At 38.4% G+C, this 26,413-nt stretch carries 26 protein-coding genes; 16 read left to right on the top strand and 10 right to left on the bottom strand.

Annotated features, from left to right (window positions below):
• Positions 1-180: 180 nt before the first annotated feature.
• Positions 181-1,290: a YrzE family protein gene (locus A8F94_RS09355; RefSeq protein ID WP_066198836.1), complete on the top strand. Its 1,110-nt coding sequence runs from the start codon at positions 181-183 to the stop codon at positions 1,288-1,290.
• A 137-nt stretch (positions 1,291-1,427) separates the two neighbouring features.
• On the opposite strand, the gene A8F94_RS09350 is transcribed toward A8F94_RS09355, so the two are convergent.
• The 3 genes from A8F94_RS09350 to A8F94_RS09340 are packed head-to-tail and all read right to left on the bottom strand — an operon-like array spanning position 1,428 to position 3,163.
• A complete protein-coding gene (locus tag A8F94_RS09350) occupies positions 1,428-1,991 on the bottom strand; it encodes a TasA family protein (protein ID WP_066198834.1) in 564 nt (187 codons plus the stop codon).
• A 51-nt stretch (positions 1,992-2,042) separates the two neighbouring features.
• Positions 2,043-2,606, bottom strand: coding sequence for a signal peptidase I SipW (gene sipW / locus A8F94_RS09345; RefSeq protein ID WP_066198831.1), 564 nt, complete (start codon positions 2,604-2,606; stop codon positions 2,043-2,045).
• 29 nt (positions 2,607-2,635) lie between these two features.
• Entirely contained in the window at positions 2,636-3,163 is a 528-nt protein-coding gene (locus A8F94_RS09340) for a hypothetical protein (protein WP_066198828.1), read from the bottom strand.
• Positions 3,164-3,566: 403 nt separating this feature from the next.
• On the opposite strand from A8F94_RS09340, the gene A8F94_RS09335 reads away from it, so the two are divergent.
• The gene (locus A8F94_RS09335) at positions 3,567-4,334 is read left to right on the top strand and encodes a DUF6612 family protein (protein WP_066198824.1); all 768 of its coding nucleotides are present in this window, start codon (positions 3,567-3,569) and stop codon (positions 4,332-4,334) included.
• A gap of 284 nt (positions 4,335-4,618) precedes the next feature.
• Here the strand turns inward: A8F94_RS09335 and A8F94_RS09330 are convergent, their stop codons facing one another.
• Positions 4,619-5,173, bottom strand: a complete 555-nt coding sequence (locus A8F94_RS09330; protein WP_066198821.1) for a GNAT family N-acetyltransferase — start codon at positions 5,171-5,173, stop codon at positions 4,619-4,621.
• A gap of 64 nt (positions 5,174-5,237) precedes the next feature.
• Between A8F94_RS09330 and A8F94_RS09325 the strand changes: the two genes are divergently transcribed.
• The 4 genes from A8F94_RS09325 to A8F94_RS09310 all read left to right on the top strand — a co-directional run bounded on the left by A8F94_RS09325 (position 5,238) and on the right by A8F94_RS09310 (position 10,561).
• A complete protein-coding gene (locus tag A8F94_RS09325; protein WP_066198817.1) occupies positions 5,238-8,732 on the top strand; it encodes a tetratricopeptide repeat protein in 3,495 nt (1,164 codons plus the stop codon).
• Positions 8,733-8,839: 107 nt separating this feature from the next.
• A complete protein-coding gene (locus A8F94_RS09320) occupies positions 8,840-9,274 on the top strand; it encodes a YkvA family protein (RefSeq protein ID WP_066198814.1) in 435 nt (144 codons plus the stop codon).
• A 165-nt stretch (positions 9,275-9,439) separates the two neighbouring features.
• Entirely contained in the window at positions 9,440-9,781 is a 342-nt protein-coding gene (locus tag A8F94_RS09315; RefSeq protein WP_066198811.1) for a hypothetical protein, read from the top strand.
• Positions 9,782-9,913: 132 nt separating this feature from the next.
• Positions 9,914-10,561, top strand: a complete 648-nt coding sequence (locus tag A8F94_RS09310) for a lysozyme inhibitor LprI family protein (protein ID WP_066198809.1) — start codon at positions 9,914-9,916, stop codon at positions 10,559-10,561.
• Positions 10,562-10,694: 133 nt separating this feature from the next.
• Here the strand turns inward: A8F94_RS09310 and A8F94_RS09305 are convergent, their stop codons facing one another.
• Positions 10,695-11,579 carry a TIGR01777 family oxidoreductase gene (locus A8F94_RS09305; RefSeq protein WP_066198807.1) on the bottom strand — a complete coding sequence of 295 codons (885 nt, stop codon included), beginning with the start codon at positions 11,577-11,579 and terminating at the stop codon, positions 10,695-10,697.
• Between the two features lie 450 nt (positions 11,580-12,029).
• Between A8F94_RS09305 and A8F94_RS09300 the strand changes: the two genes are divergently transcribed.
• Positions 12,030-12,278 (top strand): hypothetical protein, encoded by a 249-nt coding sequence (locus tag A8F94_RS09300; RefSeq protein WP_066198805.1) that lies wholly within the window; start codon positions 12,030-12,032, stop codon positions 12,276-12,278.
• Between the two features lie 282 nt (positions 12,279-12,560).
• Here the strand turns inward: A8F94_RS09300 and A8F94_RS09295 are convergent, their stop codons facing one another.
• The 5 genes from A8F94_RS09295 to A8F94_RS09280 all read right to left on the bottom strand — a co-directional run bounded on the left by A8F94_RS09295 (position 12,561) and on the right by A8F94_RS09280 (position 17,695).
• Positions 12,561-12,740 carry a hypothetical protein gene (locus A8F94_RS09295; RefSeq protein ID WP_066198801.1) on the bottom strand — a complete coding sequence of 60 codons (180 nt, stop codon included), beginning with the start codon at positions 12,738-12,740 and terminating at the stop codon, positions 12,561-12,563.
• An 863-nt stretch (positions 12,741-13,603) separates the two neighbouring features.
• Positions 13,604-14,842 carry a pyridoxal-phosphate-dependent aminotransferase family protein gene (locus A8F94_RS09290; protein ID WP_066198798.1) on the bottom strand — a complete coding sequence of 413 codons (1,239 nt, stop codon included), beginning with the start codon at positions 14,840-14,842 and terminating at the stop codon, positions 13,604-13,606.
• 553 nt (positions 14,843-15,395) lie between these two features.
• The gene (locus A8F94_RS26355; RefSeq protein ID WP_302621304.1) at positions 15,396-15,530 is read right to left on the bottom strand and encodes a hypothetical protein; all 135 of its coding nucleotides are present in this window, start codon (positions 15,528-15,530) and stop codon (positions 15,396-15,398) included.
• Positions 15,531-15,780: 250 nt separating this feature from the next.
• Positions 15,781-16,395, bottom strand: a complete 615-nt coding sequence (locus A8F94_RS09285; protein ID WP_066198796.1) for a PH domain-containing protein — start codon at positions 16,393-16,395, stop codon at positions 15,781-15,783.
• A gap of 109 nt (positions 16,396-16,504) precedes the next feature.
• Entirely contained in the window at positions 16,505-17,695 is a 1,191-nt protein-coding gene (locus A8F94_RS09280; RefSeq protein WP_066198793.1) for a DUF2628 domain-containing protein, read from the bottom strand.
• A gap of 300 nt (positions 17,696-17,995) precedes the next feature.
• Here A8F94_RS09280 and A8F94_RS09275 point away from each other — a divergent pair, with 300 nt between their 5' ends.
• The 9 genes from A8F94_RS09275 to srlE all read left to right on the top strand — a co-directional run bounded on the left by A8F94_RS09275 (position 17,996) and on the right by srlE (position 26,312).
• Positions 17,996-18,262 (top strand): phosphocarrier protein HPr, encoded by a 267-nt coding sequence (locus A8F94_RS09275; protein ID WP_066198788.1) that lies wholly within the window; start codon positions 17,996-17,998, stop codon positions 18,260-18,262.
• Between the two features lie 48 nt (positions 18,263-18,310).
• Complete coding sequence (locus A8F94_RS09270) at positions 18,311-19,111, top strand: Cof-type HAD-IIB family hydrolase (RefSeq protein ID WP_066198786.1); 801 nt, start codon at positions 18,311-18,313, stop codon at positions 19,109-19,111.
• Positions 19,112-19,651: 540 nt separating this feature from the next.
• On the top strand, positions 19,652-21,694 hold the full coding sequence (locus A8F94_RS09265) for a BglG family transcription antiterminator (RefSeq protein WP_066198783.1): 2,043 nt from the start codon (positions 19,652-19,654) through the stop codon (positions 21,692-21,694).
• Between the two features lie 19 nt (positions 21,695-21,713).
• Positions 21,714-22,169: a PTS sugar transporter subunit IIA gene (locus A8F94_RS09260; protein ID WP_066198781.1), complete on the top strand. Its 456-nt coding sequence runs from the start codon at positions 21,714-21,716 to the stop codon at positions 22,167-22,169.
• A gap of 135 nt (positions 22,170-22,304) precedes the next feature.
• Positions 22,305-23,663: a PTS galactitol transporter subunit IIC gene (locus tag A8F94_RS09255; RefSeq protein WP_066198779.1), complete on the top strand. Its 1,359-nt coding sequence runs from the start codon at positions 22,305-22,307 to the stop codon at positions 23,661-23,663.
• Between the two features lie 54 nt (positions 23,664-23,717).
• Positions 23,718-24,002: a PTS sugar transporter subunit IIB gene (locus tag A8F94_RS09250; protein ID WP_066198776.1), complete on the top strand. Its 285-nt coding sequence runs from the start codon at positions 23,718-23,720 to the stop codon at positions 24,000-24,002.
• 305 nt (positions 24,003-24,307) lie between these two features.
• A complete protein-coding gene (locus tag A8F94_RS09245) occupies positions 24,308-24,733 on the top strand; it encodes a transcriptional regulator GutM (RefSeq protein WP_066198773.1) in 426 nt (141 codons plus the stop codon).
• A gap of 14 nt (positions 24,734-24,747) precedes the next feature.
• Positions 24,748-25,278, top strand: coding sequence for a PTS glucitol/sorbitol transporter subunit IIC (srlA, locus tag A8F94_RS09240; protein ID WP_066198770.1), 531 nt, complete (start codon positions 24,748-24,750; stop codon positions 25,276-25,278).
• A 17-nt stretch (positions 25,279-25,295) separates the two neighbouring features.
• Positions 25,296-26,312: a PTS glucitol/sorbitol transporter subunit IIB gene (gene srlE / locus A8F94_RS09235; RefSeq protein ID WP_066198768.1), complete on the top strand. Its 1,017-nt coding sequence runs from the start codon at positions 25,296-25,298 to the stop codon at positions 26,310-26,312.
• Positions 26,313-26,413 lie beyond the last annotated feature (101 nt).

Genomic DNA, 26,413 nt, shown 5'->3' with positions numbered 1-26,413 from the left:
CGACTACCCAAATTATTGTATGGAATTGTATTTATATTTAAAAGATTCCTAGTGTGATTTTATTCACAAAACGTTAAATACTAGTATAATAGTCCTGTATGTATAAAACATAATTAGGTCTTTTGTCTGTTTGAATCTCTGACAAAGTCAACAGCGTAAATTCAAAGTAGGAGGATCAAAATGAGTTATGGAGTTTTTAGCCTTTTTGCCTGGGCTAGTATCATTGGTTTTTTTGTATTTCTAATTGGTGGTTTTGTATTAATTGCCAAGAAAAAGCGCAAGCGGGCTTTTCAGTGGTTTGGCGGTATGGCAGGGTCTATACTATTATTTATCCTGCTTTTTCAATTCGCTTACCCCGAAGAGTACTTATATGAAGACGTCGGTGCAGCGGAGTTGAAACAGACTGATAGTATAGAGGAAGATCCTATAAAACTTGATAAAAATAGTTTTAATATCTCACTTAAAACATCGGATTATAATAGTGAGGAAAACTCAATACATATTGAATATGAAACAGGATTACCTGATGGAACAGTCGTAGAGATAGCACGTTTCTCACCCTCTTTTCCTGATAGTTGGGGAGAAAAATATAAGCCGTTTTTTGCATACACCCAAAAATTAATTCCAGATGCAATCGAAACAACAGTAAAAGATGGATTGATCAGTTTTACATTCGATAATGACGATTTAAATGGACAGCTTTTTCCTAATTCAATTTTGTATACAACCATAAAGATTCCTTCAACAGATGAGGTAAACCCATTTATTCAAGAAGAGATGGCATCAGGAGACGAATTTAATCAGAAGTATTCTGAACTTATTAAGTCAATACAAGAAAGAGGGCATGACTTGTATGCATTGGATAACGACAATGGTTTTGACGTTATGTTTTATGATGACTATGAAGTGAAAAATGCCTACCCAGTTGGTGATATTCTTGCATTTTATAAAAAAGGAACTATTTCCTATAAGGAGTTAGAAAAAAACCCTTCCAAATATGAAGGAACACCTATTTCATTCACCGGCAGGATTCTCCAGATCCAGACTGAGGAAGAAGACAATCCCGACAACATTTTCCTGGATAACTATTCAGTTATTCGGTTGGCGCTTGATGGAGATTCAAACCGAGTGGTATACGTAACTGTACAAGATTCGAATGGAATGGAAGGAATCGTTAGTGATGATACGATAACAGTTTATGGTGAATTGACCGGTTCTAAAACATATGAATCTGTGGCGGGCTATCAAATTACAATTCCTTCAATGGAAGCTGTCATTTATACGAAATAACACAGAGAAGCTCGGGTCGTTAGTTTGTATCAATGGGTTTCCTGGAAAATTTCGAGATGTGTTGCAATGTGTGTTATCGGTAAAAAAGTGCCTGTGCGTCTGCTTTTAGGCGGACGCACAGGCGTTTGTTTCTTTATCTAGTCGTTCCAATGTTGAACTGCATCTCCAGGATCAATTATACCATTATCATTTGCGTCGCCATTATTCCGTGATTGTACCGCTTTGACAAATATATCGATGTAGCCATACTCTGCTCGTTGATAATGGTTGGGTGCATTTCTAGGGAAGGTATAGGTTACATTTAATGTTGCAGTCTCACCGGGCTTTATTAGTTTTACTGCAGAATCATAGGTGATTTTTAAAGGTGTGTTATTGCCTTCGAAAGCCGTAAATAAATCACCTTGGATACTTGCATTGGATTGTTCCTGATCAAATGTAACCCAGGCATTCAGGTTTCCATCATTTTTGACCTCAAGTTGAACAGTTTCAGAATCTCCTGGTGCTAAATTTTCCATGTGGATAGCTTGTTTAAAAGCTGCTCCTCCTCCGTCTGCAGGATTAATTTCTAATTTACCTGGTTTGAAATTACTTCCTTCGTAAGGCGCTTCGCCAGTCCACAATGCAAAGGTTCCTGCACTTATTAAAGCTGCCCCCATCGCTGTTGTTAGTAAAGCCGCTCCTACTTTCCTTTTTAAACTCATTTCCCTTGCCTCCCTTTTCTAACCTAGTATGTGAACTCCGTTTTAGGAGATTCAGCCAGCTGGTTTTGCCTCTTTTGAATCTACTTTTGAAATCGCCTTCCATAAGCTAATGACAGACCATAGAATCATTAGTACTCCTGGAATAATCATGAGAAAAATTGCCCCATTGTCTGATTGAATAAAAGCGAGCAACTTTCCGACAAAAGGAAGGGTGAAGCCGCTATATACCCCAACAACATTTTTTGCCGATACAGGGGAGCGGTCTTTTGTGTCGTTGTTGTCGCCTTTTGTAATATACTGGATAGATTGATTTTCTTTTTTTACTTCAATAATTCTATGAGTAATCAATGTGTTAGGATTATCTGCTGCTTTGAAGGTGATTATTTGTCCTTTTTTGAGCGTTGAACGATCGAAATCCGGCTTTACTGCAATAATTGCCCCCGTTTTAATGCCAGGTTCCATTGACCCCGATAAGACAGTCATAATTTCATAGCCGAAGATTTTAGGGGTGCCACTACTTATTTTTGTTGATATCACTGTCATTACCATGAAAATTAACAAACCATAAATAATGATTGATGTAATTCTGCCTGTCCATTTTTTAAAAGCCTTCATTTTATCCCCACCCTGTTTTGACATTCACTTTATTGATTAACATTAATTTTCTTGCTAATAGCTGCTGGTATTCCGTTTATCATTACTTCTTTTTCGTTAGGCAGTTCATGATTTTGAAAAGCAACGAACATATAGAATCCTTTTTTTCTTGGCGAATAAGTAAGCTTTATCGCTTCCCCGTTTGCTGCCATTTTTGGGATTATTCCTTCAGAAAAAACGAGTTCACCAATTTTTCCATGAGGATCAACGGGATTTCCAGTTGAACTATAATAAACGTAATATGTTGAGTTTGTGGCCATATCTCCCGGACCGGTATTTTGGAGATACGCAAAAATTTCCTTTTTATCATAACCAGCGTCTATAAATGATAATGTACTTTGATCAAACGAGGGATCTACTATAATGCTAGTTTCAAACTTTGCCTGGCTAGTAAAAAGTGCAGTTGTTGTTGAAGTTAAGTTAGAAGCTGTAAACATTAGGAATAACCATGCAAGAGTAAAACTCCAGATAAGAAGAAGGTTTTTGTGTTCCTTTTTAAATTGTCTTAATCTATTCAATTTAATTCGTTCTCCCTTCCTATATCAGTGTTTACATATAAAAGCAGGGGCGATATTCATGCGAGTAGATAGATGTAAATGTATTGTTCTTTATAGTGAACACTACGTTTTAAGTATAGTACTAAATATCTCTATTGAAAAATTCCTAAAACAATCAAATTTCCGCAATAAAGAACGATTTTTGCTCTAAATATCGTTTTTCCTCCTTTTTCCTCAGTTTTTCGTATGTTATAAAGAATTTTTGTTCGTTAGATTGTAAATAGTGGCGGTTCTAGTCTACATTGGCCAAAAGAGAAGTATGAAGTTATTTATCTCTTCTTTTTAAATAAATGTGACAAGGTTCGACATTCACTATATCCATTAACTGGTAAGATGAAGCCAAGGCATAGTCAAGGAGGAGAAAATGAAAAAGATTACGGTTGTGATAGCAAGTTTGATTCTTATGCTTATCATTAGCGGATGTGGTACGAGTACAAAGGTGACCAAGGAGGATGTCATTTCGGGGGCACTCAACAAATCAATGGACAGTTTTGAAACGGATATGAAGACGGAATTAAAGATCAGCTCCAATGGACAGGACATCAGTTCAACGATGGATATTGCATTGGTTTACAAGAAAGAACCTTTTTTAACGCATATGAAAATGAGTACGATCGAAGGGGAAATCGAATTATATATAGATAGGGAATCAACCTATATGATGATGCCTGCGGAAGAAGGCTGGATCAAAGCCCCGACCGGCAGCATCCCGGAGTTTGAGGAAATGGCCAATGGAGATTCAATCCAGAAAGACCTGGACAAAATAAAAGAGTTCAGTGAGCTGTTTTCATTTAAACAAATAGACGACGGCTATGTCCTGGATGTCAAGCTAGACGAAAACTCCTCAGACCAAGAAAAGGAACTTGTCACGAGCGTGCTGACGGAGGAAATGAAAAATCAATCCATCGAGCTGTTAAAGATCAACAGTTTCAATTATTCCTACAAAATCGATAAAGACTATAACTTGAAAAACGTACTGACCGAGGCCGACCTGGAAGTCAACGTTAACGGCGAGACAACACTAATCAGCATAAAAGCAGACGCAGACTACAAAAATATTAACGGCGTCAAAGATTTCTCCATTCCGGCAGAGGTCAAGGATCATGTCATTGAGATGGAATTGGGGAATTAAAGATAAGAAGAGCCGGGCATCAATAGGGGGAGGGTTCTGGTTTGTGCTTCTTAATAAACTAGAACCTTCCGTGGTTTAGTGTTTTTTGCTTTTTTGAAATATTCATCTTTAATTCGCGATAAAATTTTTTGTATTTTATGCCGTTTCCTAATAACAGTATTTACATCTTCAAAGAGAGGTGAACATTAATTTTATTTAGTCTATTGACAGCATTTATACCCTGAGGCAAGCCTAATGGATTAACGATAAAAACAGTAGGTCAATAAGCGTGGCCATACCTGAAGCTATCCTTTAAAACTTAAAACTGCTGAGCAGGTACAAACTTCTCCACAATAAGGACAATATGCTGTAATAACATTTTCCGTAGAATACCAAAATCTTTCCTCTTTGGATATTATTTCAAATCCATTATCCAGGAAAATTGTTTTGGCATTCCAACCATTTGGAGTAACCCATCCAACTGCTACAAATTGTTTATCATGTCCCTCTCTCAAAATAAACTTCAATAATTTATTTCCAATCCCTTTTTTTCTAAAGATTGGATCAACCACCATATGTGTAATATAAATTGCTTCTTTTTTTGAGTTCATTCTAGCCATATTAAAAGCATCAATGAATTTACGGTTATAATTTAAATCCTCCTCTATATTAATTACCTCTTTTGAAGATATGTATCCAATAACTTTTTGGTTTATCTCTGCACAAAGTGTATATCTCGAATTACATAATTTAATTAAATTTCTTTCATTTGCATTCCCAAATGATAAGTAATTGTTCAATAAAGTAGCAATTTGAGAGACATCATTTTCATTAATAATTCTATATTTAATATCAATCATTTATTGTTCAAACCCTTCTTTTGCACTATAATATTGGTATATTCTGTTAATTTCAGGAGGAAAAATGAATATAAAATTTCAGTCTAATATGAATGATTTTATAGGAAGAGACAAAGAGTTAAATGATTTAAGTGATGCTTTTGAATCTATTAAAAAAGGGAATACCAAAATGCTCTTGATTGAGGCAGATACTGGTGTAGGTAAAACCAGATTAATTCAGGAGTTTTATCACATTTTATCAATAAAAGAAGATGCATCTCAATATTGGCCAGACAATCTTGAGGATACAAAACATACGATGTCAATAGTACCTGAGTTTCAAACTTTAGTGGATGGTAGAATTTCTGAGCTTCCTTGGTTATGGCTCGCTATTAGGTGCCATAACAAAGATGAAAGAAATAGCAATTTTGAAAATACGGCTTTAAGCCAAATTAGGAAACAAATAAGACTTCATTTAGGTGCCATTTTCGAGAACAAAAAGCGTAATGCACAAAATGTTCAAGCATTAAAAAGTAGTTTAACTTTAGTGGCAAACTACGCTTTTCCCGGGCTAGGTTCTATTGCCCAAGTAGTAGGCGATATAGTTGGAACCATTGATAAAGGTATTGGTACATATGACTCTATTAAAAATTTATTTATGTTTTGGCAAGATAAGGGAAGCAAACAAGTGGACCGACAACAATTAATTATAAATCAAGAATATAATACATTAGTTGATCAGACCTTTGAAACTTTTAGTGCAATTTTTAACCAAAAAGCTGCTAATAAAAGATTTCCAATAATACTTGTAATTGATGATGCCCAATGGGCAGATTCTTTAACATTAGACTTTTTAATGAATCTAATTGAAAGAGGGACAAAAGAAAAGTGGCCTTTATTGATTATTGCAACATGCTGGGAGTCTAGTCTTAAAGAGCAAAAGATTATTTATGAAGTCAATAGTACGTCCCATTCTTTCGGGGCTTTTTTAACTAAAAGTTCTATTGAATATCCAGATTCTGTTCAGATACTACCCCTAAAAAAATTAATCACAAAACAAATGGTTGAAGTGATTAATTTAGAACTTCCCAATATAAGCCTTCCTGCAAAAGAAATATTATCAAAAAATTGCAGCGGTGATTTGGAAATATTATGGGATTTTATTAGAAGGATAAAAAGTACTCCCGGGTATTTGACTAAGAATGGTGAACTAAATGTACCAATTGAGCGTTTAAAGTTCAAATCGTTTAAGAAAAAAGAATTAGTTAGAGAAAGAATATTAGAAATAGGACAGGAAATAGCTTGTTTAATAGCATGGGGAAGTGCCCAAGGAATCCGATTTTCAAAAACATTCCTTAATAAATGTATTCATACATTTCAAGATGACTTTATGGTAGATTTGGAGCAATTTGTAAGAATTGATAACCCTCTAAACATTACTAAAAATGAGAAGCATCCTAACTTTGTAGAAGTCGCAGAATTTAGAAGAAGAATATATTATGAGGTTGCAAGAGAATTATTAGATGATATGCCTCATTCAGATACTGTAAAAAGTATCCTCCTGGATTATTATATTGAATTATCTGAGTCAGAACAGATTCATACTCTTGAGCCATATGAACAAATATCAATTCTAGAAGAACTTAGACATTTATTAAAACAAAATCCCAACAATGACACAGAATCATTGCTCCATTATGTCCAAGCAGGAATGGAGCTGCTGCAAATATATTTAACAGAAGGATTATTTACTAAATGTTTTGATATAGGCGAGGAATTAATAATTAACTATTATAATTCAATAAGTCCAAGAGAAAAGGAGTATATTATTTCAATACTAATTGAAGCCTCCTTTGGTTCGGGGAATATAAAGAAAGAAGAATATTATATTGGACTGTATTCCGAAGAAAAGGATTTGGCCATTAGTAAAAAGCCTGAGAAACTCCTCTATCAATCTCGTTTTAAATTAAGATGCTCACATACAAAGCAAGCTATCCAACTTGCAATAGAAGCTGTTAATCTAACTAAAAATCGGCCTGCAGATTATTTTTCTTATCAATGTTACGAGCAACTAGTTAAAGCATACTTTTATGCTGGTGAAAATTTGATCGGAATAAATCTTTTAAATCAAATGGAAAGAAAGTTTGAGAGTTTTCTAAGGAGGAATGAAAAAATTAAATCTTCTTTTGAGCATAATATTTCTTTGCTATGTCATAACATTGATCTAAATGAAAGGGTTGTACACAGTAGTAGAAATGCAAAAGAAAGTTATGGATTATTAAATGATAAATATAACAGTATGTTATCAAGTGTTAATTTAGCAGATGCTTTAATGGCAATAGGAAAATTAAAAGAAGCTGAAGAAGAAATACAAAATGTTTACAATTCAGCAAAGGAAACCAATTGGAAACATGCTCATAATATTGCAGCGATTTGTTATGCAAATATTCTTTATTGCCAAGGAAGAATTTCAGAAGCTCTTAATTTTTATGAAGAAGGGATATTATTATCAAAAGAAATCAATCATAATTGGGATATTTTGTATGGTAGGATTTGGAGAGAATTGTGTTTATCAGAATTTGGAAACTCAAGTGATATTGAAAAACTTAACAAGTTAATAGCTGAATGTGAGCAAAGTGGATATGAATATTTATCATCATTGGCAAGATGTTTTGCGGTAATTATAAACTTTAAGATTAATAGAAAGTTCAATCTGGATGATTATAAAAAATATGTTAATCCACAACTTACGCCTGGTTTATATGCCCAGATTATTGCAATAGAAATATTATTAAATAATGATAAAGCAATTTTGACTGAAAAGATTGAGGAACTGTTAAATATTACTTTAGATTGCCAAGGGGTAAAAGGAGATATTTTATTATTAATAACAGCAATTGATAAGCATTTAAAACTGGTAAAAGATGAAAACACAAAAATAAAATATAGTAATTGGAAAACAAAATATGCTAATTCAATTGTTGATTATATAAAAGAAGTAAATAGTAACATAGAAAGTCGTTATAGCTCTATAAACACAAAAATTAAAAAATGTAGTGGGAATTGTGGAGCTACCTGCTGTTATGATGGAGTTTATCTTAATAAAGGTGAAGAAGAAAACATTAAAAAATTCATTTTAGAATTCCCAACCTATTTTAATCATTTACCAAAGGAATATATTATAGACGGGAATTGGAATAATTTAGTTTCCGGAAGAAAAACAAATACTCGTCCTCATCACTACACCGTCCCTGGATATCCAAAGCATTTTGAAAATACTAGATGTGTCTTTGCTTACGATAATGGTTTATGTTCATTGCAAATAGCTGCAGTTGAGAACGATTTACACCCTTGGAAATATAAACCTAAGGCGTGTTGGGTGTTTCCTTTAAATATTATTAATGGGCAAATAGTTGGACCGCCTGAAAAAGATCAAGTGGATCCAGACTACTTTGATGAAAACTATCCTGGCTATACAAAGTTTGTTCAATGTGGTAAAGACGATAATTGCGGTATTCCGTGGTATACGGCTTACAAGCAAGAAATATTAACCCTGGAACAAACTCTAAAGAAAAAGTAAAATGCCTAGTATTATTCTTAATTATTCGCTTTCTATTATGATTGTTAATCAGAATTAATATCCGAAGAGAAAGATGATTAAATGTAAATTTAAGGGGTGTATAAATAATGATAAAAGAGGATTTTTACCAAGATTTACGGATGAAAATAAGGGATTGGATTGGCTCCGAGAACGGTAAGACTAAAAAGTTTGCTGAATATGTATTGTTTGCTCCTGACTTGTTTCATCTATTATGCAAGCTCTCCCTTGATGAAAATGTTTCGGTTATGCATAAAGCAAAACTTGCGGGTGCCATAGCATATTTTGTTTCTCCTATCGATGTAATACCTGAAGCGATTACTGGTCCTGTTGGATATGTTGATGATATTGCAATTGCCGCATATGTTTTAAATAATATTATAAATGATACAAATCCGGACCTTGTAAAAAGTCATTGGGCAGGGGACGAAGATGTACTTAATGTTATTCAAAGAATTTTAGAAATTGCTGATGGGATGCTAGGATCAGGTGTTTGGAATACATTGAAACGGAAATTCTCCTAACTCGAAAATAGAATTAACCATATTAGTCCAAACCACGGGGACGGCAGGGTAAAGCCGTCCCTATTTCCATTGTCGCAAAGTGTTCAATTTTATAGAGAGTATCAAGGTAAAGGGTGGGAAAAGTATAGATGAATAGAAAAAAATTCCTAGTGGGGGGAAACAGCTATGATACGCGATTTGGAGAAAGCAGAGGTTAGTTCTGTCATTTTCATACGTGATTATATACAGCTACATTTTGAGGGGGAGCGGGCCAACGGAATGCTTACTGCCTATACGATGCCGCTTTCGGTGGTCAGTGGGCAGGAGTTTGATTCCAACACTCCGGGCTATAGAGATTCGTTGTGTTCTTTCATTAATCATCGAGTGAGAAGGTCCGAAATGGAGGAGTGGAAGATTAAGCTCGTTTTCGATAATGACGACATGCTTGAAATCCCGTTGCAAGCAGCTGATGAGCTTGGAGTTGAAGCCGCCATGCTGCGCATTGATGACGAGATATTAATCTGGTAAGTGGCATAGGGGGACGGTTCTAGTTTGCCGGTGGCAGACATGAACCGTCCCCCATTCGTTTGGCAGAACTCTTTTGTAGGAAAATGGTGGTAATTATATGGTAGACTACTAGTTATATAAGGGGGTATTTAGATGAAACGTCTGTTTTTGATAGGGTTAGCCACTCTGGCATTAGGGATCTTGGCGGCTTGTTCGAACTCAACTGAGGAGTCAAAAGCCCAGTCTGACAAACCATCAGAAACTACCAGTTCAAGCCAAGATGCCAGTAGTGACTCGACAAATATGGATTCTATAGATGAAGCTAGTACAGAATCATCTTCCGCAAAGGATGGAAACACAAAAATACATAAGCAGGCTGATAGCGCGTCTAAAGGTTCAAAAGAAGAGAATTCGTCGAAGTCCGATGTACCTGTTAGTAAAAAGCCTCAACTTACAAAGGACGAATATCTCAAAAAGCTGAATGAAATGGAAGAAGAGGATCGACATTCGGAGGTTGGAGAAACAACAGTAGAGTTGGAGAAGCAAGAAGCGGAGAGATATAAAAAGTGGGATAAGGAATTGAACGAAATTTATGCCGTATTGAAGGAACAGCTTAGTCCGGAGCAGATGGACAAAGTGAGGGAAGAGCAACGGAACTGGGTAAAGGAGAGAGATGAAACTGCCAAGGAGTCATCGCTCAAGTATAAAGGCGGTACGTATGAAGCACTGGAATATGTAGCTACGCAGGCAAGTCTCACCAGGGAACGATGCTATGCGTTGGTTGCGAAATATATGTCGTGAGCTTCTTCTACATTATATTGAGAATTGCTACTCGTGCCTAAAAGAAGAAAAAGGCGTTATTCATCTAGGAATAATGCCTTTTTTGGTCGATTGTAGCTTTCTTGTACCAAATTTGTATCAATTAAGTTCAAGTTTATTTAAGAATATCATTCAAGGCGCTATCAAGACTTTCAAAAGAGAAAATGTGCCCTTCCTTTTGCAAGCGTTCCGGAATAACCCAGCGGCTCTTTAAAACCAATTCCGTTTCCGTGTTTATAAGCAATGATCCCATTTCCAGCAGCCATTTGGGCGAAGGAAGGCCAAACGGGACATTCATGGCATTCCTCATCTTTTTCATGAAATCACGATTCGAAACAGGCTTTGGAGAAGAACAATTAAATACACCATCTAAATCTTCCCTTTCCATTAAGAAAAGGATAATTTGGTACAAATCTTCAATATGAATCCAACTGAATATTTGATTTCCATTCCCTTGAATACCCCCGAGACCGAACCTCACTAAATTTCGATAAGGCACCATCACGCCGCCATCTTTACCAAGAACGATTGCAATGCGAAGTGCAATCTGCCTGGTATGGGGTAAGTTGAATGAGAAAAAGGTATTTTCCCAGTTTGTAGCGACATCAACAGAAAAACCGGTGCCAATTTCGCCATTCTCTTCTGTCATCGGACGGTCTTCGGCGTGGCGATAAATGGTTGCGGTACTCGAATTCATCCATAGCCTTGGCGGGTTTTTACATGATTGGACACATTCTCCAAGGATTGTGGTCGTCTGGATCCTTGATTTCATTATTTCATTTTTATTCTTTTCATTATATCGGCAATTGACAGATTTTCCAGCCAGGTTGATAAGCAGCTCAGCACCTTCCAAAGCAGCAACAATGGCCTGCCTATCTTCCCATGAAACAGCGTGGTTCTGCCTTGAAATAATAATTACCTTATACCCTAATTTAGTGAAATTGTTTTTTAGATACTCTCCTATAAACCCTGTTCCGCCAGCCAACACAACTTTCTTCATAAAATCCCCCCGTCTGTCAAAAACCAACACTTTCTCCCAATCCCATTGTACCTGTTTTTGGAAAAATGCGGAACTTAACCGGCACAAGAGCCAGATTTAATGTCCTTGCCAACCGATTTTTGGATTTATAAGATTGATTCTTACTTGTTTTAGAGGGTAGTTGGTGCTAATTGATTCTATAGAAGAAAACTATGGAGAATGTTTGGCACAAATTTGCTGAATGAGGTTTACCAACAAAAATAAGGTTTAGCCAAAGGGACTTTAGTTTATACAGTTATTAAAGAAGGAAAACCTTCTGCTTATAGAATGAACAAATGGTTCACAACGTCCTGCCATCTGGATTGCTAAGAATCCTCTGGGAACTCAAAGTTTGGGTGTAGTTGTAGACGCAGATCAAGGTTGCTTGGTCGGTAAGAAGCATTACATAACAAGAAACAGGAGGTTTTTTATATGACTCGCGTTAAAATTAAACCATATCAAGCAAAATATGATAAAAGTCATGATGTTCTCCATGTTTTTTTCTTTCTTGACTTTCTTACTGTCGACGAGGAAGAATTTCCTGGCGTTTTAATCCGTAAGTCTATAAGGGATGAGGAAACAATAGCTGGTCTAACAATTCTCGATTATAATGAAAGAACTGCGGACGCTTTAAATAACATATTACCCCAATATGATTTCACTGAAATTCAATTGCATTAAAAGCCTTCTCCTTCAATTTTCGATTGGAGGGGATTTTTTTATGTATATAGCTATTTAAAAATTTACCTAAGAATATGGTGCTTTGATCTAAGAAGGATTAAAGCACTTTTCTGTTGAATTCCTTATTGGTGATGCAGTCCTGATTTGGCCTATCTGGATGGCCAAGGGAAAACACGCCCCTTTAAGATTAGTCCATTATGTTTTAGACCTTGTTAATTCTTACCTACTATTTTGGCTAATAAGGACCGTCCCCGTTTACGATGGCAAACAAGAACAGTCCTATTAGTAGGATGAGCTTAGGCGGGTATATTCGTATGTAAAGGGGTGTGTAAGTTCGAGGGCAGCAATGTCTTCATCGAGATAGATATAGCCATTTTTTTGTTGGGCAAGCAGAGCCTTTTTTAGCTGAAGCATGCTCATCCCAGGGCGTTTGTTTAGCATTTCTTGTAATGTGGTTATCATGCTAAGCCGTCCTTTCATTCTTTGTTAACACTATTATCACATTGTTTTTATTGTAATGGATGCTAAAATGTTACGGGATGATGTCTGAATCGTGTCGATTTTTCGTCTATTTAGTAAATGATGTGGCGGGTAGTGGACGTTTCGTGTAAGGGGACTGACCTGGGGATGGGATATTTGATGGCATAGGCTGTTTTTTCAAAAAAAGAAACACAACAGCGGACAAATTTTAAAAATACTCGAACATGACGACTAAAAACCGCACATGAGTGCGGCAGTTTACCATTTTATATTTCCTCCTCTTCGTGAAAAGCTTCAGGAGAGGTGGAGTCGCTGCAATTCCAGCAATAACATCTAATGCTTTCCCACTTCGTCAGCTGGTCCCCGCAATATACGCATTCATTTGGGCCATAGTTTGTCATCAACTGTTCCTCCTTTGTATTTTTTAAACCATAAAACGTCTGAACAAAACCAGGGAATCAAAGTTTAGAGCATTTGCATTACCCTGTTAAACTTTTAAAAAAAGTTTCGTTGACCTTTCAGGCTCCGTGGACAGCCGATTAATCCACGAAATGGTGTTTCGTTGACCTTTCAGGCTCATCGGATAGCCGATTAATCCACGAAATAGTGTTTCGTTGACTTTTCAGGCTCATCGGATAGCCGATTAATCCACGAAAAGGTGTTTCTTTGATTTTCCAACCCCATCGGACTGTCAATTAATCTACGAAATTACTACTACAGCAAAGAAAGGCATTGTTTTGATTTACAGGTTAACAAGGCCTTTCCTGGTTTATCATCTTATTCAAACGGTCTAAAATGTGTGACTCGATAATAGAGGAAGGACGGTTAAGAACCGTCCCTGTTTGCTAAGTAGTCTGCTTTTTGTGTGCATCATATACGTTTAGTGCGGCCTGCAAGCTTTCGCCTTTGTTCACATTAAAGCCTTTCCGAATCAGTGTTGCTTCTAGGGCTGAAAGAACATGAAGAATGTTTTTCTTGCGGGAACTGTAGCCCATTGCTCCGATTCTCCAAATCTTGCCGTGGAGCGGTCCGAAAGAACTGGCAATTTCAACTTCAAAGTCTTCCAGCATCATGGAGCGTACTTCTTCACCGTTAATTCCTTCAGGGATCTCAATTGCTGTTACAACTGGAATCTTGTTCTTTTCATCACCAAATATCTTAAGTCCCATTGCTTTTACTCCTGCAACTAGAGCTTCTTCATTTAACTTATGCCGGGCAAATCGGTTTTCCAGTCCTTCTTCAAGGATAATACGGAGGCCTTCTCTTAGGGCATATTGCATACTTGTCGCTTCGGTATGATGATTAAGGCGAACAGGGCTCCAATAATCCTGAAGCTGGGCTAAATCAAAATAATTACTTACAATTCGATTGTTGGAAGGCTCGCTGTTAAATGCTCTTAAGCCCAATTCAATACTTTTTCTCCTATTTATAACTTCCTCAATTCGGCTGTTAAAGGTGATCGGTGCTAAACCGGACGGAACAGATAAACATTTCTGCGTGCCGCCGATAACTGCATCAAGCTTGAGTTCATCCACCTTGAGGTCGACTCCGCCTATTGACGCTACAGCATCGACAACCAACAGAACATCTGCATTTCTGCATGCTTCTCCAATTTCCTTTAACGGCTGCATGCAGCTAGTTGAAGTTTCGGCATGGACGATGGCAACAATTTTCGGTGAAACCTCATGAATCTTATTTATGACGTCTTCCGGGTCAAATACCTCTCCCCACGGAACCTCCATTGTCGTAACGTCTGCTCCATAACGCTGGCAGATTTCGGTTAGAAGGTAGCCAAATCGGCCGTATATTGGAATCAATACCTTGTCGCCAGGTTCAATAATACTGACGAGGACAGCTTCGATACCTGCCCGTGACGTTCCATCGACCGGGAATGCCCATTGATTTTCTGTTTGAAACACGGCCCGGAGCATTTCCATTGTTTCATTCATGATATTTGTAAAAGCGGGATCGAATTGCCCTAAAATCGGAGTTGACATCGCCCTTAGTACTCGAGGATCAACTTCTACTGGCCCAGGTGTCATAATTGTTCTAAGTGGGACATTTAAATCTGTGTACTTGGTCATATGTTGTGCCTCCCATTGTATATTATTTAGAGTTTCTGAATAATTATGAATCGATTAGTATTAAAAACATTATTTCAAAAAAATATAATTCATTTTAACAAAGTTATGAGAATGAATCAACGAACAATTCCAAAAATTCATTTCCATATGGTAAAGGGGAACGGTTCTTGCCTGCCAAACTATAAGGTCAGCAGACGGCAAAAAAGTAAATTAAGCAATCCAGTCAGGTTTTCGGTTGACGTTGTTCATATGTATTTAAGAGTGGGCTTTTAAAAAAGTAGTTAGATTATCTTTTAATTACCTTCAGCTGGTCAATAGGTGAGTTTTTAAAGACTACATTAAATTATTATTCCTTTAATACCAATAATTTATTTTTGAAAACAGTTTAGCCCATTGAAAAATGAATGAATGATCAAGCCAGCAAACGAGAACCGTCCCTTTTAGCAAAAAAATAAAAAGCACCCCTGAAGAAAAACTCCAGTGTGCCTTTTTAGCAAAAGACTTTGAACGCTACATTTGATTGGCTAAAGCCGGCAAACGAGAACCGTCCCTCTTAGTAATCATCCTCTTCGTGAAAAGCTTCAGGGGAAGTTGTTTCACTGCATTTCCAACAATAGCTTCTAGTGTTTTCCCATTTCGTCAGCTGGTCACCACAATAAATGCATTCGTTTGGATCGGAGTGTCTCATCACTTTTCCTCCTTGCATTTTTTTAGCCATAAGAGAAGTGGAAAACGCCTGAACTTCACCTAAACAACGGATTGTCCCTTAGGGTGTTTTCTTTACCCTATTTTATTAGTGTTTAAACCTTTTTATGACAAAGTTCAGCATGCCGATTTTAACCGGAATAAGAAAAGGCACTGTTGACAAGGATTCACAATGCCTTTTCCTAGGTTTATTATTTTATTCAGCAGTGCAAAAAGTGTGACTGGAAAGTGGATTAGTTGTTAATGTACTTCTCGAAAACAGCTCCGAAATCTTTTTGGTGGTATTGTTCGCGGGTCGACTTCAGCCAGTCGAAGCTAAACTCGGTCAGCTGCTTGTACTGGTCGGCGAGTGCTATGTCAGCTGGCCGTGTGTTTTGCAGGATGTTTGTGGCTTTATCAAGGCTTGCGCTGGCCATCTGAAGCATAATGTTGTTTTCGATTGTGACTTCGGATATGTAGAGCAGGGCTTTGTAGAGGTCATTCAGCTTATTGATTTGCTTTTTGTCGACATCGATGCTGTAATGCTGGTTCCCGAGCGTAAACTTGATTTCGATATCGAGGTCAATCTTTCCCGCTGTTTCAAGCAGTACATCGGTGATTTTGTGCTGGGAGTATGGATAGCGTTTTAATACACGCTTGGAAGAAACCGCATTCGCCCCGTCAACATGAATGAAGGCCAAATTTGTGAAGCAATATTCGTCTGCTTTCGTCTTGATTAGGAAGTAAATTTTCTCATTATCCTCATGACGGACATAATCATCTGCACCTGTCTTGTCATAATCATGAGGCTCAATAATTTTTCCGATATCCGACAAGCCAAGCGCATCGGAAGCAAACTTCTTTAACATCTTGCTCTCCCCTTTTTCCAAATTTATGAAACAGTTTCATTATATCATAGACAGAGGAGGACGGTTGTACTTAGCCGTTTTGGCAAAGTAGAACCGTCCCTGTTTCCGTTTATTCTGCCCAGGAGGCTTGGCTTGCAATGGCAAGGTTCCCTTGTGAATCTTCGTACAGCTGGCTTGGAATGACTCCTGTACCCACGAGGATCGTTTCGCCATTTACTTTCAACGTATTAAATAACTCGGCAAAATCCGTTCTATTAAAATAGAGAGTCCAGACATCCTTAATGCTGCTGGAATCTTCTAAAGGGTAGATCTTTACTGCAAAAAATTCCTTTTCCAGCTCGCTGAATCCATAATTATAATAATCTGATAGGGAAGCAGTTCCTATAATTGCAAACTCTCTATCTAGTTGATTTGCCATATCGTATTGCACATCTATAGCTTTCATGGCCAGGCCGGTTTCGTCCATATAAGAATTGAGAAGCTCTTGTACTTCCGCCAATGATGAGGCATCTGAATATGTATCTTGCGAATTCGAACTTGTGTCTTCTTCTGTCTGATTGGCCGTTCCTGTATTTGTACCCTCGGATGAGCCTGAGTTGTCGGTTTCCTCAGGTGTGTCTGCTGAATTGTCCTTATCAGTTGTGTCAGTGTTGTTGCTGGCAACGACTGCCTCGGGTTTGTCCTTGCTTATAGAGTCTTGGGCAGTACTGTCGAAAACATAGGCCATCGCTACATTTATTACCAGGTACCCTACAAATAAGCCAAGAACGATAAATACGCCTCCCCAGCTGGCACCACCTTGTTTACGCAGTGCATCCAACTGGCCTGCCGAATTATCGGGGAACTGTTTTTTAACATCCTTTATCTTGTCCTGGGCAGTTTTATGGTAATAATAGTTTCCTTGCATTCCTAACAAAGCAGCAGTTACCATGCCTATCGAGTAGTTCATTTGGTCCAAGATGGGATTGTCAATGATAAGCGAAATAATATCAAAAGCCAGGAAAGCACCTAAAATGATCAATACAATCTTGTACATTTTTCGATAGCCGAGCCAGAACATACCGGCAAAAAAAGCGGCCCAGTTCCAACCCATTAAACCTGACTTACCCTTAGGCTTGCTCCATTTTCGTAAATAATAATCGGACTTTTTTCCCACAAATGTCTCCAGTTCCTCTGTTTCCGATACCGGTCCGGAAGTAGAGGGAGAAATTTCGGTAGCTGGAGAATCTACCGCTTTTCCGCATGAAGGACAAAATCTGCCGCCTTCCCCAATCTTCGCACCACAATTCGTACAAAACATAACATCACCTTACCATTTTAATAGTTTTAAAATTTCCAAGCACTACCATTTTACAATTTTCCCAACATTATTACCATAAATAACATAAAAAGCTATTCGCTGGAGAACTGTTCCTGTTTAAACATTCGGTTTTTGTCGAATTATTATACATAAAGAACAGTTGGCCCATTGCGATACTCATTGCATTATCTTAAAAATGAGGTTTTTCAAGAATAATTGATGGGTGAAATTTATAATTAGTGATATGATTAATTAGATGTAAGCTGTTACAATAAAAGTTTTTTAGGAGGAAATAAAGAAATGGCAGAAAAAAATTTTACAGTCATTGACGAGTCAGGAATCCATGCACGCCCAGCAACAGTATTAGTAAGTACCGCTTCCGCGTTTAATTGCGATGTGAAGCTAGAATACAAGGAGAAGCAAGTGAACCTGAAATCGATTATGGGTGTCATGTCACTGGGGATCCCGGGTGGGGCGCAAATCAGGGTCATTGCAGAAGGTACAGATGCAGATGCATGCGTCGAGAAGCTTGGTGAAGTATTGAAGACCCAGGGGCTGGCTGAATAATTCGCCACATATAGCTCGTTTTTTCGTAAAGGTTAGATGATAGGTAACATGGAAAGGATCGAAGTTCATTTTTATGGAAAAACAAGTGTCTTTTTTGATATTGATGGGACACTCCTTGACCACGATAAAAAACTTCCGGCTTCTACAAAGGCTGCGGTTACTAGATTGAAAGAGCTGGGACACGAGGTTGCGCTTGCGACTGGCCGGGCACCGTTTATGTTTAAGGATCTTCTGGAGGAACTTGGGATTGATTCTTATATAAGTTTTAATGGGTCCTATGTTGTTCATAAGGGGAAACCGGTATACTCCCGGGTCCTAGATAAAGAGGAGCTTATTCGTTTAACTCTATTTGCCGAGGAAAATGCCAATCCCATTATCTATGAGAACCACGAGAAGATGTTTGCTAACATTGAATCCCATCCACATATGACTGCTGGGATTGATTCATTAAAAATTAACCAGGCGCCCATCTATGATCCTGCTTTTTATGAAAAAAATGACGTATACCAATTGTTATTGTTTTGTCTTGAGGATATGCAGGACGCCTATGCTGCGCAATTTAAGAAATTTGAATTCGTCCGATGGCACCAATATTCTGTCGATGTATTGCCTGCAGGCGGATCCAAAGCAAAAGGTGTAGAAGCGTTCATCCAGCATTTAAATATTCCGAAGAAAAATGTATATGCTTTTGGCGACGGACTGAATGATATTGAAATGCTTACATATGTTGAAAATAGCGTGGCGATGGGGAATTCAGAACCGATAGTCAAAGGTTTAGCTAAATATGTTACCCATCCCGTAGATGAAGATGGGATCCTAAAAGGCTTGCAATTGGTTGGCCTTTTATAATAAGGCTGTGTTAAAGGATATTGTTGATTTTTTAAAGCTGTTGATTGCAGCGTAAGGCGCGAAGACTCGTTCGAAAATGCAAAGAGCGCATTTTCTCCTGCGATGCTTTTTCTTGGAAGCTTATTCAACGTCCTGCGGGAGAAAAGGTCAGTGGGAGACCCCACAGGCGCTCGCGCCGAGGAGGCTCCCAGACCGCCCGCGGAAAAGCGAAGCGCTTCGTGACAGGCAAAGTTCGCCTGTCCCTGCGATGATTATTCACAGAGGCTTTCCTTTGTGGAGCGAAAATCAACATCCTTGTTTAACAGAGCCTATAATAAAAAAGGAAGCGTTCAATTCGGATAAAGAATTGAACGTTTTTTTTATTTTTTTACGCAATAATCATGGTAAGGTAGTGAGTAATAAAACAAGTGTAAGGCAGGTAAACAAATGTAAAGTACAATCTTAAACATAAATTGGACGGATGTGTGTAAACAAATTGGTTTGAAAACGGTTACAGAATTGCGAAAACTCTGGATATAATCAAATCAGGGAGGTTTTATCATGTACCTTGATGAGCGAAGCGTTCAATTACTAAATGAATTGGTAAGAACTCCTCAAGTAAAAAGTAAGGAATTGGAGGGGAAATTCCAATTAAGCAGAAGGCAAATCAGTTATTCGTTTGAAAAGATTAATCAGTGGTTACAATCGGAAAATCTCCCGGTGATAACCAAAAGTAGAAACGGAAATTTTATTATAGACAAAAAAATACTCACTCTTCTTTCTGAGGGTGGCTCCAATGTGGACTCCACAAACCACTATATTCCAACAGAAAAAGAAAGAATCCTTTTGATTCTGTTATATATTCTTGGAAAGAAGGAAGAAATATCGCTTTTTCATATTACGGATTTATTGGAAATTAGCAGAAATACGGGGATAAGTGATTTAAAGGAAGCGGCTGATTTTATTAAATCATATAACTTATCAATCGTCTATTCAAGGACAGATGGATACGATATCGAGGGCGAAGAGCTTCAGGCTCGGAGGCTTCTGATTGAGGTAGTGAAATCAGTGTTGGATTTTTATAACGGACATACGTATTTCGAAAAGATTTTGAAGCTTGATATTTCAGATATGCAGAAAAGGATATCTTCTATCGAAAATACCCTGAATATTCACTTAACTGATGAAAGCTATGAGACTTTGCCTTATATCATTGAAATCATTTTTACCAGGATAGGGCAAGGAAAGCTGCTCGATTCAGACTTTAATATAAATGTAAACGAATTGGCGGATACGGAGGAATACAGTGCCTCCCAAATGCTAATTAAAGAAAACGTTGAGCTTCCGAAAGCAGAGCGAATCTGGCTTACCCTGCAGCTCCTTGCCTCTCATGTCCGTTCTGCAGATCTCTTGACGGATCGGCGGATAAAGGATTTAAGGACAGCAATCGAAAAGATGATTGATGATTTTGAAAGACGATCCTGTACCTTTATGGCAGGGAAAGAAGAAATCGTGGAAAAACTGCTCCTGCATATGCGTCCTGCATATTATCGCATCAAATATCATTTAACACTAAAAAACCAACTCTCCAATCAAATAATTGAAGAATATAGCGATTTGAATGGAATCGTTGCGGCTTCCATTAAGCCACTCGAAGATTTAATCGGAGAAAAGTTCCCGCCAGGTGAAGTAGTTTTTATTACAATGTTTATCGCTGGCCAGCTAATGAAACAAGGCCAAGGTTTAATGAAAAGAAAACGGGCACTAGTTGTATGTACGAATGGTTTAACCATTTCAAAAATCATGCAGCAGAGCCTGCAGGAAATCTTCCCTGAGTTTTACTTTGCTGAAAGTCTCTCATTAAGGCAGTTCCTGGATTATCAGCTTGATTACGACATCGTTTTCAGCACAATTCCGGTTCAATCCAACAAGCCCATGTACTTGATCAATCCGTTAATGAACTTAGGTGAGAAAAAGGCCTTAAGAAGGCAGGTATTAAATAAAGTAGACCGCGAAAGCTACGCAACGATTAACATTAACAGATTAATAGAAACGATTAAAGACAATGCAATTGTAACAGATGAAATGGCGCTGTTAACATCGCTGTCTAAACTTTTTCAAGAAGGTCAGAAGAGAGAGATAAAGGAAGAAAAACAAGTCCATTATGGTCTAAAACAATTTTTACCTAATAATTTTATACAAATAGTGGACGAAGTGAAAACGTGGCAAGAAGCAATTACACTGGCTTGTGCACCGCTTTTGGAAAGGAATATCATCAAGCCATCCTACGTTACGACATTAATTGAAGCCAATAACCATAAGCAGCTTTACAGCTTCCTGGGAAAAAGTATGGCGATTCCCCATGCGGCTCCGGAGGCTGGCGTGTTGGCCGATGCCTTCGCAATGCTGATATTAAAAAAGCCCGTTGCATTTAAAAATGGACATAAGGTTTCCATTATTACACCACTGGCCATTTTTAATCAAAAACGCCACTTAAAGGCGCTTGCGGAATTGGCGGATATTGCGGAGTCCAAGGATAAAATTGAAAAATTAATCAATGCAGAAGATGTGTCAGACGCATGGTTTATTATAAACGGAAGTTAATTTCGTAGGAGGAAACAACATGTTTTTTGATAGGAAAATAACCTTTTTTGAATTAGAAGTAGACAACCAGGAAGACGCATTGAAGAAACTGGCCGACAACCTATATACAGCTAACCTGGTAACCTCTTCTTTCCATGCTGGTATTTTAGAAAGAGAAAAGGACTATCCTACTGGGCTGGGAACCGTACCATACGGAGTAGCAATCCCCCATACCAATGCAGACAAAGTCATCATCCCTCAAATTGCTTTTGCCTCACTGAAAAGTCCGGTCAAATTCCGGATGATGGGAAGCCAGGATGAGGAGGTGGATGTTAGTGTAATCTTTATGCTGGCTTTAAACAAAGCAGAGGATCAGTTAGCGATGCTCCAAAAATTAATGGAGGTCATTGAAAATCAAGCCTTATTAACTGAATTCGCAAGATGTAAAAATCAGGATGAATTTGAAAAGCTTCTGGAACGAATCGGGCTGGAATAGAACGGCAAGTGAAAATAAATCAATTCGGGATTGTTCCTCTCTTTCTGCTATCTTGTTAGTCACTGTAAAGAAGGGGGTGGTAAATCGAGTTTAAGTGATTTTGATTTTATAAATTGAATAGAAGGGGGATTTTTTATGTCAGTTTTACAATGGTTTGTTGACCTAGGTCCGAGTGTCATGCTGCCGATCTTATTATTTATTTTTGGAATTATTTTAGGGACGAAGCCCGGTAAAGCCTTTAAAGCTGGTTTAACCGTAGGAATCGGATTTATCGGTTTAAATCTTGTTATTGGATTACTCTCCGAGAGTTTGGGGCCTGCAGCAAAAGCAATGGTAGATAATTTTGGGTTTCAATTGGCGACCATTGATGTTGGCTGGCCGGCAGCCGCTGCTATCTCATTCGGTACAGCGTTGGGAAGTTTAGCGATTCCCATCGGTATAGGGGTGAATTTACTTTTACTAATAACCGGACTTACCAGGACACTGGATATTGACATTTGGAATTATTGGCATGTTGCGTTCACAGGTTCCCTTGTTTATGCACTGACAGGAAACTTTGCTCTTGGATTGTATACGATTGCGATTCATTTAGCTGTTATTCTGTTCCTGGCCGATCTGATTGCCAAGGATGTTGAGAAGTTCTACGGCTTTTCTAACATTACATTCCCACATGGAACATCCGCTCCGTCCTATATCATTGCGAAGCCATTAAACTGGGTTTTTGATAGGATTCCTGGATTTAACAAGCTGGAAGCAAATCCTGAAACGATTCAAAAACGGCTTGGGATTTTTGGAGACTCCACTGTAATGGGTGTCTTAATCGGGCTTGTGATTGGTATTTTAGCAGGTTATGACGTAAAAGGAATATTAAATCTAGCCGTTCAAACAGGGGCAGTTATGTTGTTAATGCCTCGCATGGTGGCTTTGTTGATGGAAGGGCTTGCTCCGATATCAGAAGCTGCCAGTGAATTTGTCAGAAAAAAATTGCCTGGCCGTGATTTATATATTGGTATGGACAGTGCCCTGTCGGTTGGCCATCCTGCTGTTTTGTCAGCCTCGCTGATTATTGTTCCGATTACATTGTTTTTAGCAGTCATTTTACCTGGAAATAGAGTTTTGCCATTCGGTGACTTAGCGACGATTCCATTCCTCGTTTGCTTAATGACCCCTGTATTTAGAGGCAATATTATCCGGACAGTGGTTGCAGGAACGATTTATATGGCGGGGGGGCTGTTAATTGCTACGTGGGCGGCTCCGTTAATCACAAGTTCGGCACTTGCCGCCAACTTTGATATGGCAGGAAATACCAGTATTTCTTCACTAGTAGATGGAGCCGTATGGACGACCTTGGTTTTTGTTGGGTTGGCGAAAATATTAAGCTGGGGTGGAATCACAATTATTGGTGTGGTCGCCTTGGCAGGGCTCTTCTACTTGAACAAAATTAAGCCAAAGCGAGCTGCAGCTGTTGAAGAAACAAAAACAGTTAATCTGTAGATATTGCCTATTAATCTACGGACGAAACTACAAAGAAAGTTGGGAATAAGGACAATGAAAAAATTACTGATCATGTGTGGAACGGGCATTGCTACTTCTACCGTTGTTATGGGAAAAGTAAAATCGTGGCTAGAGGAAAATGGTTTAGACAATAAGGTGAAATTGTACCAATCTAAAATTGCGGATGAGCTTGGCCGTATTGATGAGTACGATATCATTGTTTCTACTACTCTGGTTCCAGATAACTTAAAGGCCAGAGTCATTGATGGAGTTCCTTTGCTGACCGGGATTGGTAAGGACGCTATGTTTAAAAAAGTTAAAACTCAAATTCTATCTTAATCGCCGAAAAAGTTTGCAGCCTATACCAGTCTGCAAACTTTTTTGTTTGTATGCAATGGATAGTAAAAATATGCACAATAAATATTTTGTATGGTTGTTGACATTGTTTATTTTTTTTATTATTCTAAATTTATAACAAATGCAAACATACGTAACAAATGTTACCAAATGCGTTCCGTGGTAAAAAGCGTGACATTTGACACTCTCTTGCGTTTGATTTTTTTAGAAATGAAAGCGGTTTAATCAATTCGGGGAAACCAGGGAGGGAGCCGTTTAAGCGAAAAGATGAGAAAAGGGGTGATGTAATGAAGCTGGCAATTATTTTATGTGCTGTTCTCGTTGTCCAATATTTGCTTTCATTCATTCAAATTCAGCATTACAAAAAGAATATCAATAAAATTGTAAGCGATTACAGGGGAGAAGATGGTTTTTTCATGTTTTCCGGAATGGAAAGGGGGAAATTTCGGCCAGGTGCTATCGCGGTTTTGGTTGTCGACAAGGAGTATATTGTTCATGAATGCCATCTGTTAAATGGGATGTCGGTTTTAACAAAATTCAAGGCGATTGAAAAATACAAAGGCCAGCATGTCGGGGAAATTTTAAGTGATATCAACGAAGACCATGCAGCCAAAGGCAGAAACAAAGTTCCCGCGTTCCAAAAGGCACTTCTAAAAGCAGGAGAAAATGCGTTATTAGCGATATCAAAAAATAAGGTCTCCATGGGAGTCTAGAGGAGGAAACCAAAATGGATTGGATTAAATGGTTTGGTGAACATTTCATCGGCATGTTTAATGCGGGTGGAGAAACATTTATGGGGTTGTTTACAGGTATTGTTCCTACCCTGATTGTCCTTTTAACATTTACTTATGCCATGATCAAGTTTGTCGGCGAGGAAAGAGTAACAAGAGTTATTCAGTTCGCCGCAAAATATACACTGCTGCGTTACACGTTAATGCCAGTTCTATCCGTGCTGATGTTAACAAACCCGATGGCCTATACATTTGGCCGCTTTTTGCCAGAGAGACAGAAGCCGGCATTTTATGATTCCGCCGTATCCTTTGTCCACCCGGTTACGGGGCTATTCCCATATGCCAACGCAGGCGAGTTGTTTGTATATTTGGGTATCGCCAATGGAATCCAGGAACTGGGTCTTCCGGTAGCCGACCTTGCTGTACGTTACTTTATCGTCGGAGTTGTGGTTATTCTTATCCGAGGTATTGTTACAGAAATGATTACGAAGTATTTAGCTAAAAAAGAAGGAGCAAGCTTGCTCTAGGAAGGGAGAGACTGCAGATGAGTCATCAGGGAGTTTTTGTATCAAAAGGTTCCGGCGGTTGGGGTACCGGTCTATATATTGAACCAAAAGGTCAAAAAACCAAGGTTGTTTCGATTACTGGAGGAGGAATCCATCCGGTAGCGAGAAAAATTGCAGAGTTGACGGGTACAGAAGCAGTTGATGGGTTTAAAAACTCTGTACCTGAAGAAGAAATGATGTGCGTGGTTATCGACTGCGGCGGGACTGCCCGTATTGGAGTCTATCCAATGAAGCGGATCCTGACAGTTGATGTTCTACCGTCCTCTCCTTCTGGCCCGCTTGCTAAGTATATTACTGAAGATATCTTTGTTTCCGGTGTCACTGAAAAAGAAGTTGCATTGGCAGAGGGGTACTCCGAGGCAGCGGGTGCCCAGGAAGTGACAGATGAACGAAAATTCGATACAAAAGATAAAGAGAAGTTTAAAGAAAACTATAATCAGTTAAAGCAAGAGCATGCAAGCCAGCAAGACGGGAATTTCTTATTAAGGTTTTCAAAGGGAATCGGAAATGTTACCGGTACGTTCTATCAAGCCGGCCGTGATACTGTCGATATCCTGATTAAGAATATCATTCCATTTATGGCGTTCGTAAGTATGTTAATTGGTATAATTAACTATACAGGCATTGGGGATGTTATCGCCAACTCTCTATCACCGCTTGCTGGATCGCTTTGGGGACTTTTGATCATTGTTCTTATCTGTACGATTCCATTCCTTTCCCCTGTATTAGGGCCGGGTGCTGTTATTGCGCAGGTTATTGGCGTACTGATCGGGACTCAGATTGGGCTGGGGAATATTCCACCGCAGTTCGCGCTGCCGGCGTTGTTTGCAATCAACGGCCAAGTGGGCTGTGACTTTATTCCGGTAGGTTTATCTTTAGGAGAAGCGAAGCCTGAAACGGTACGATACGGTGTGCCTGCGGTATTATACAGCCGCTTAATCACTGGTGTTTTATCGGTTGTCATTGCTTATGTTGCCAGCTTCGGCATGTATTAAGGACGTTTAAACTATGCATGAAAGCCAAGACCTGGCTTTTATGCATAGTTTCCCGATTTTATAGTACTCTTTGCCTTGATTATGCAGAAACACATCCATTA

Origin of the sequence: Bacillus sp. FJAT-27225 (genome assembly GCF_001685025.1) — a bacterium.
Lineage (GTDB): Bacteria > Bacillota > Bacilli > Bacillales > Cytobacillaceae > Bacillus_D.
Note: the sequence above shows the minus strand (reverse complement) of the source record. Positions and strands in the feature narration are given on the sequence as shown.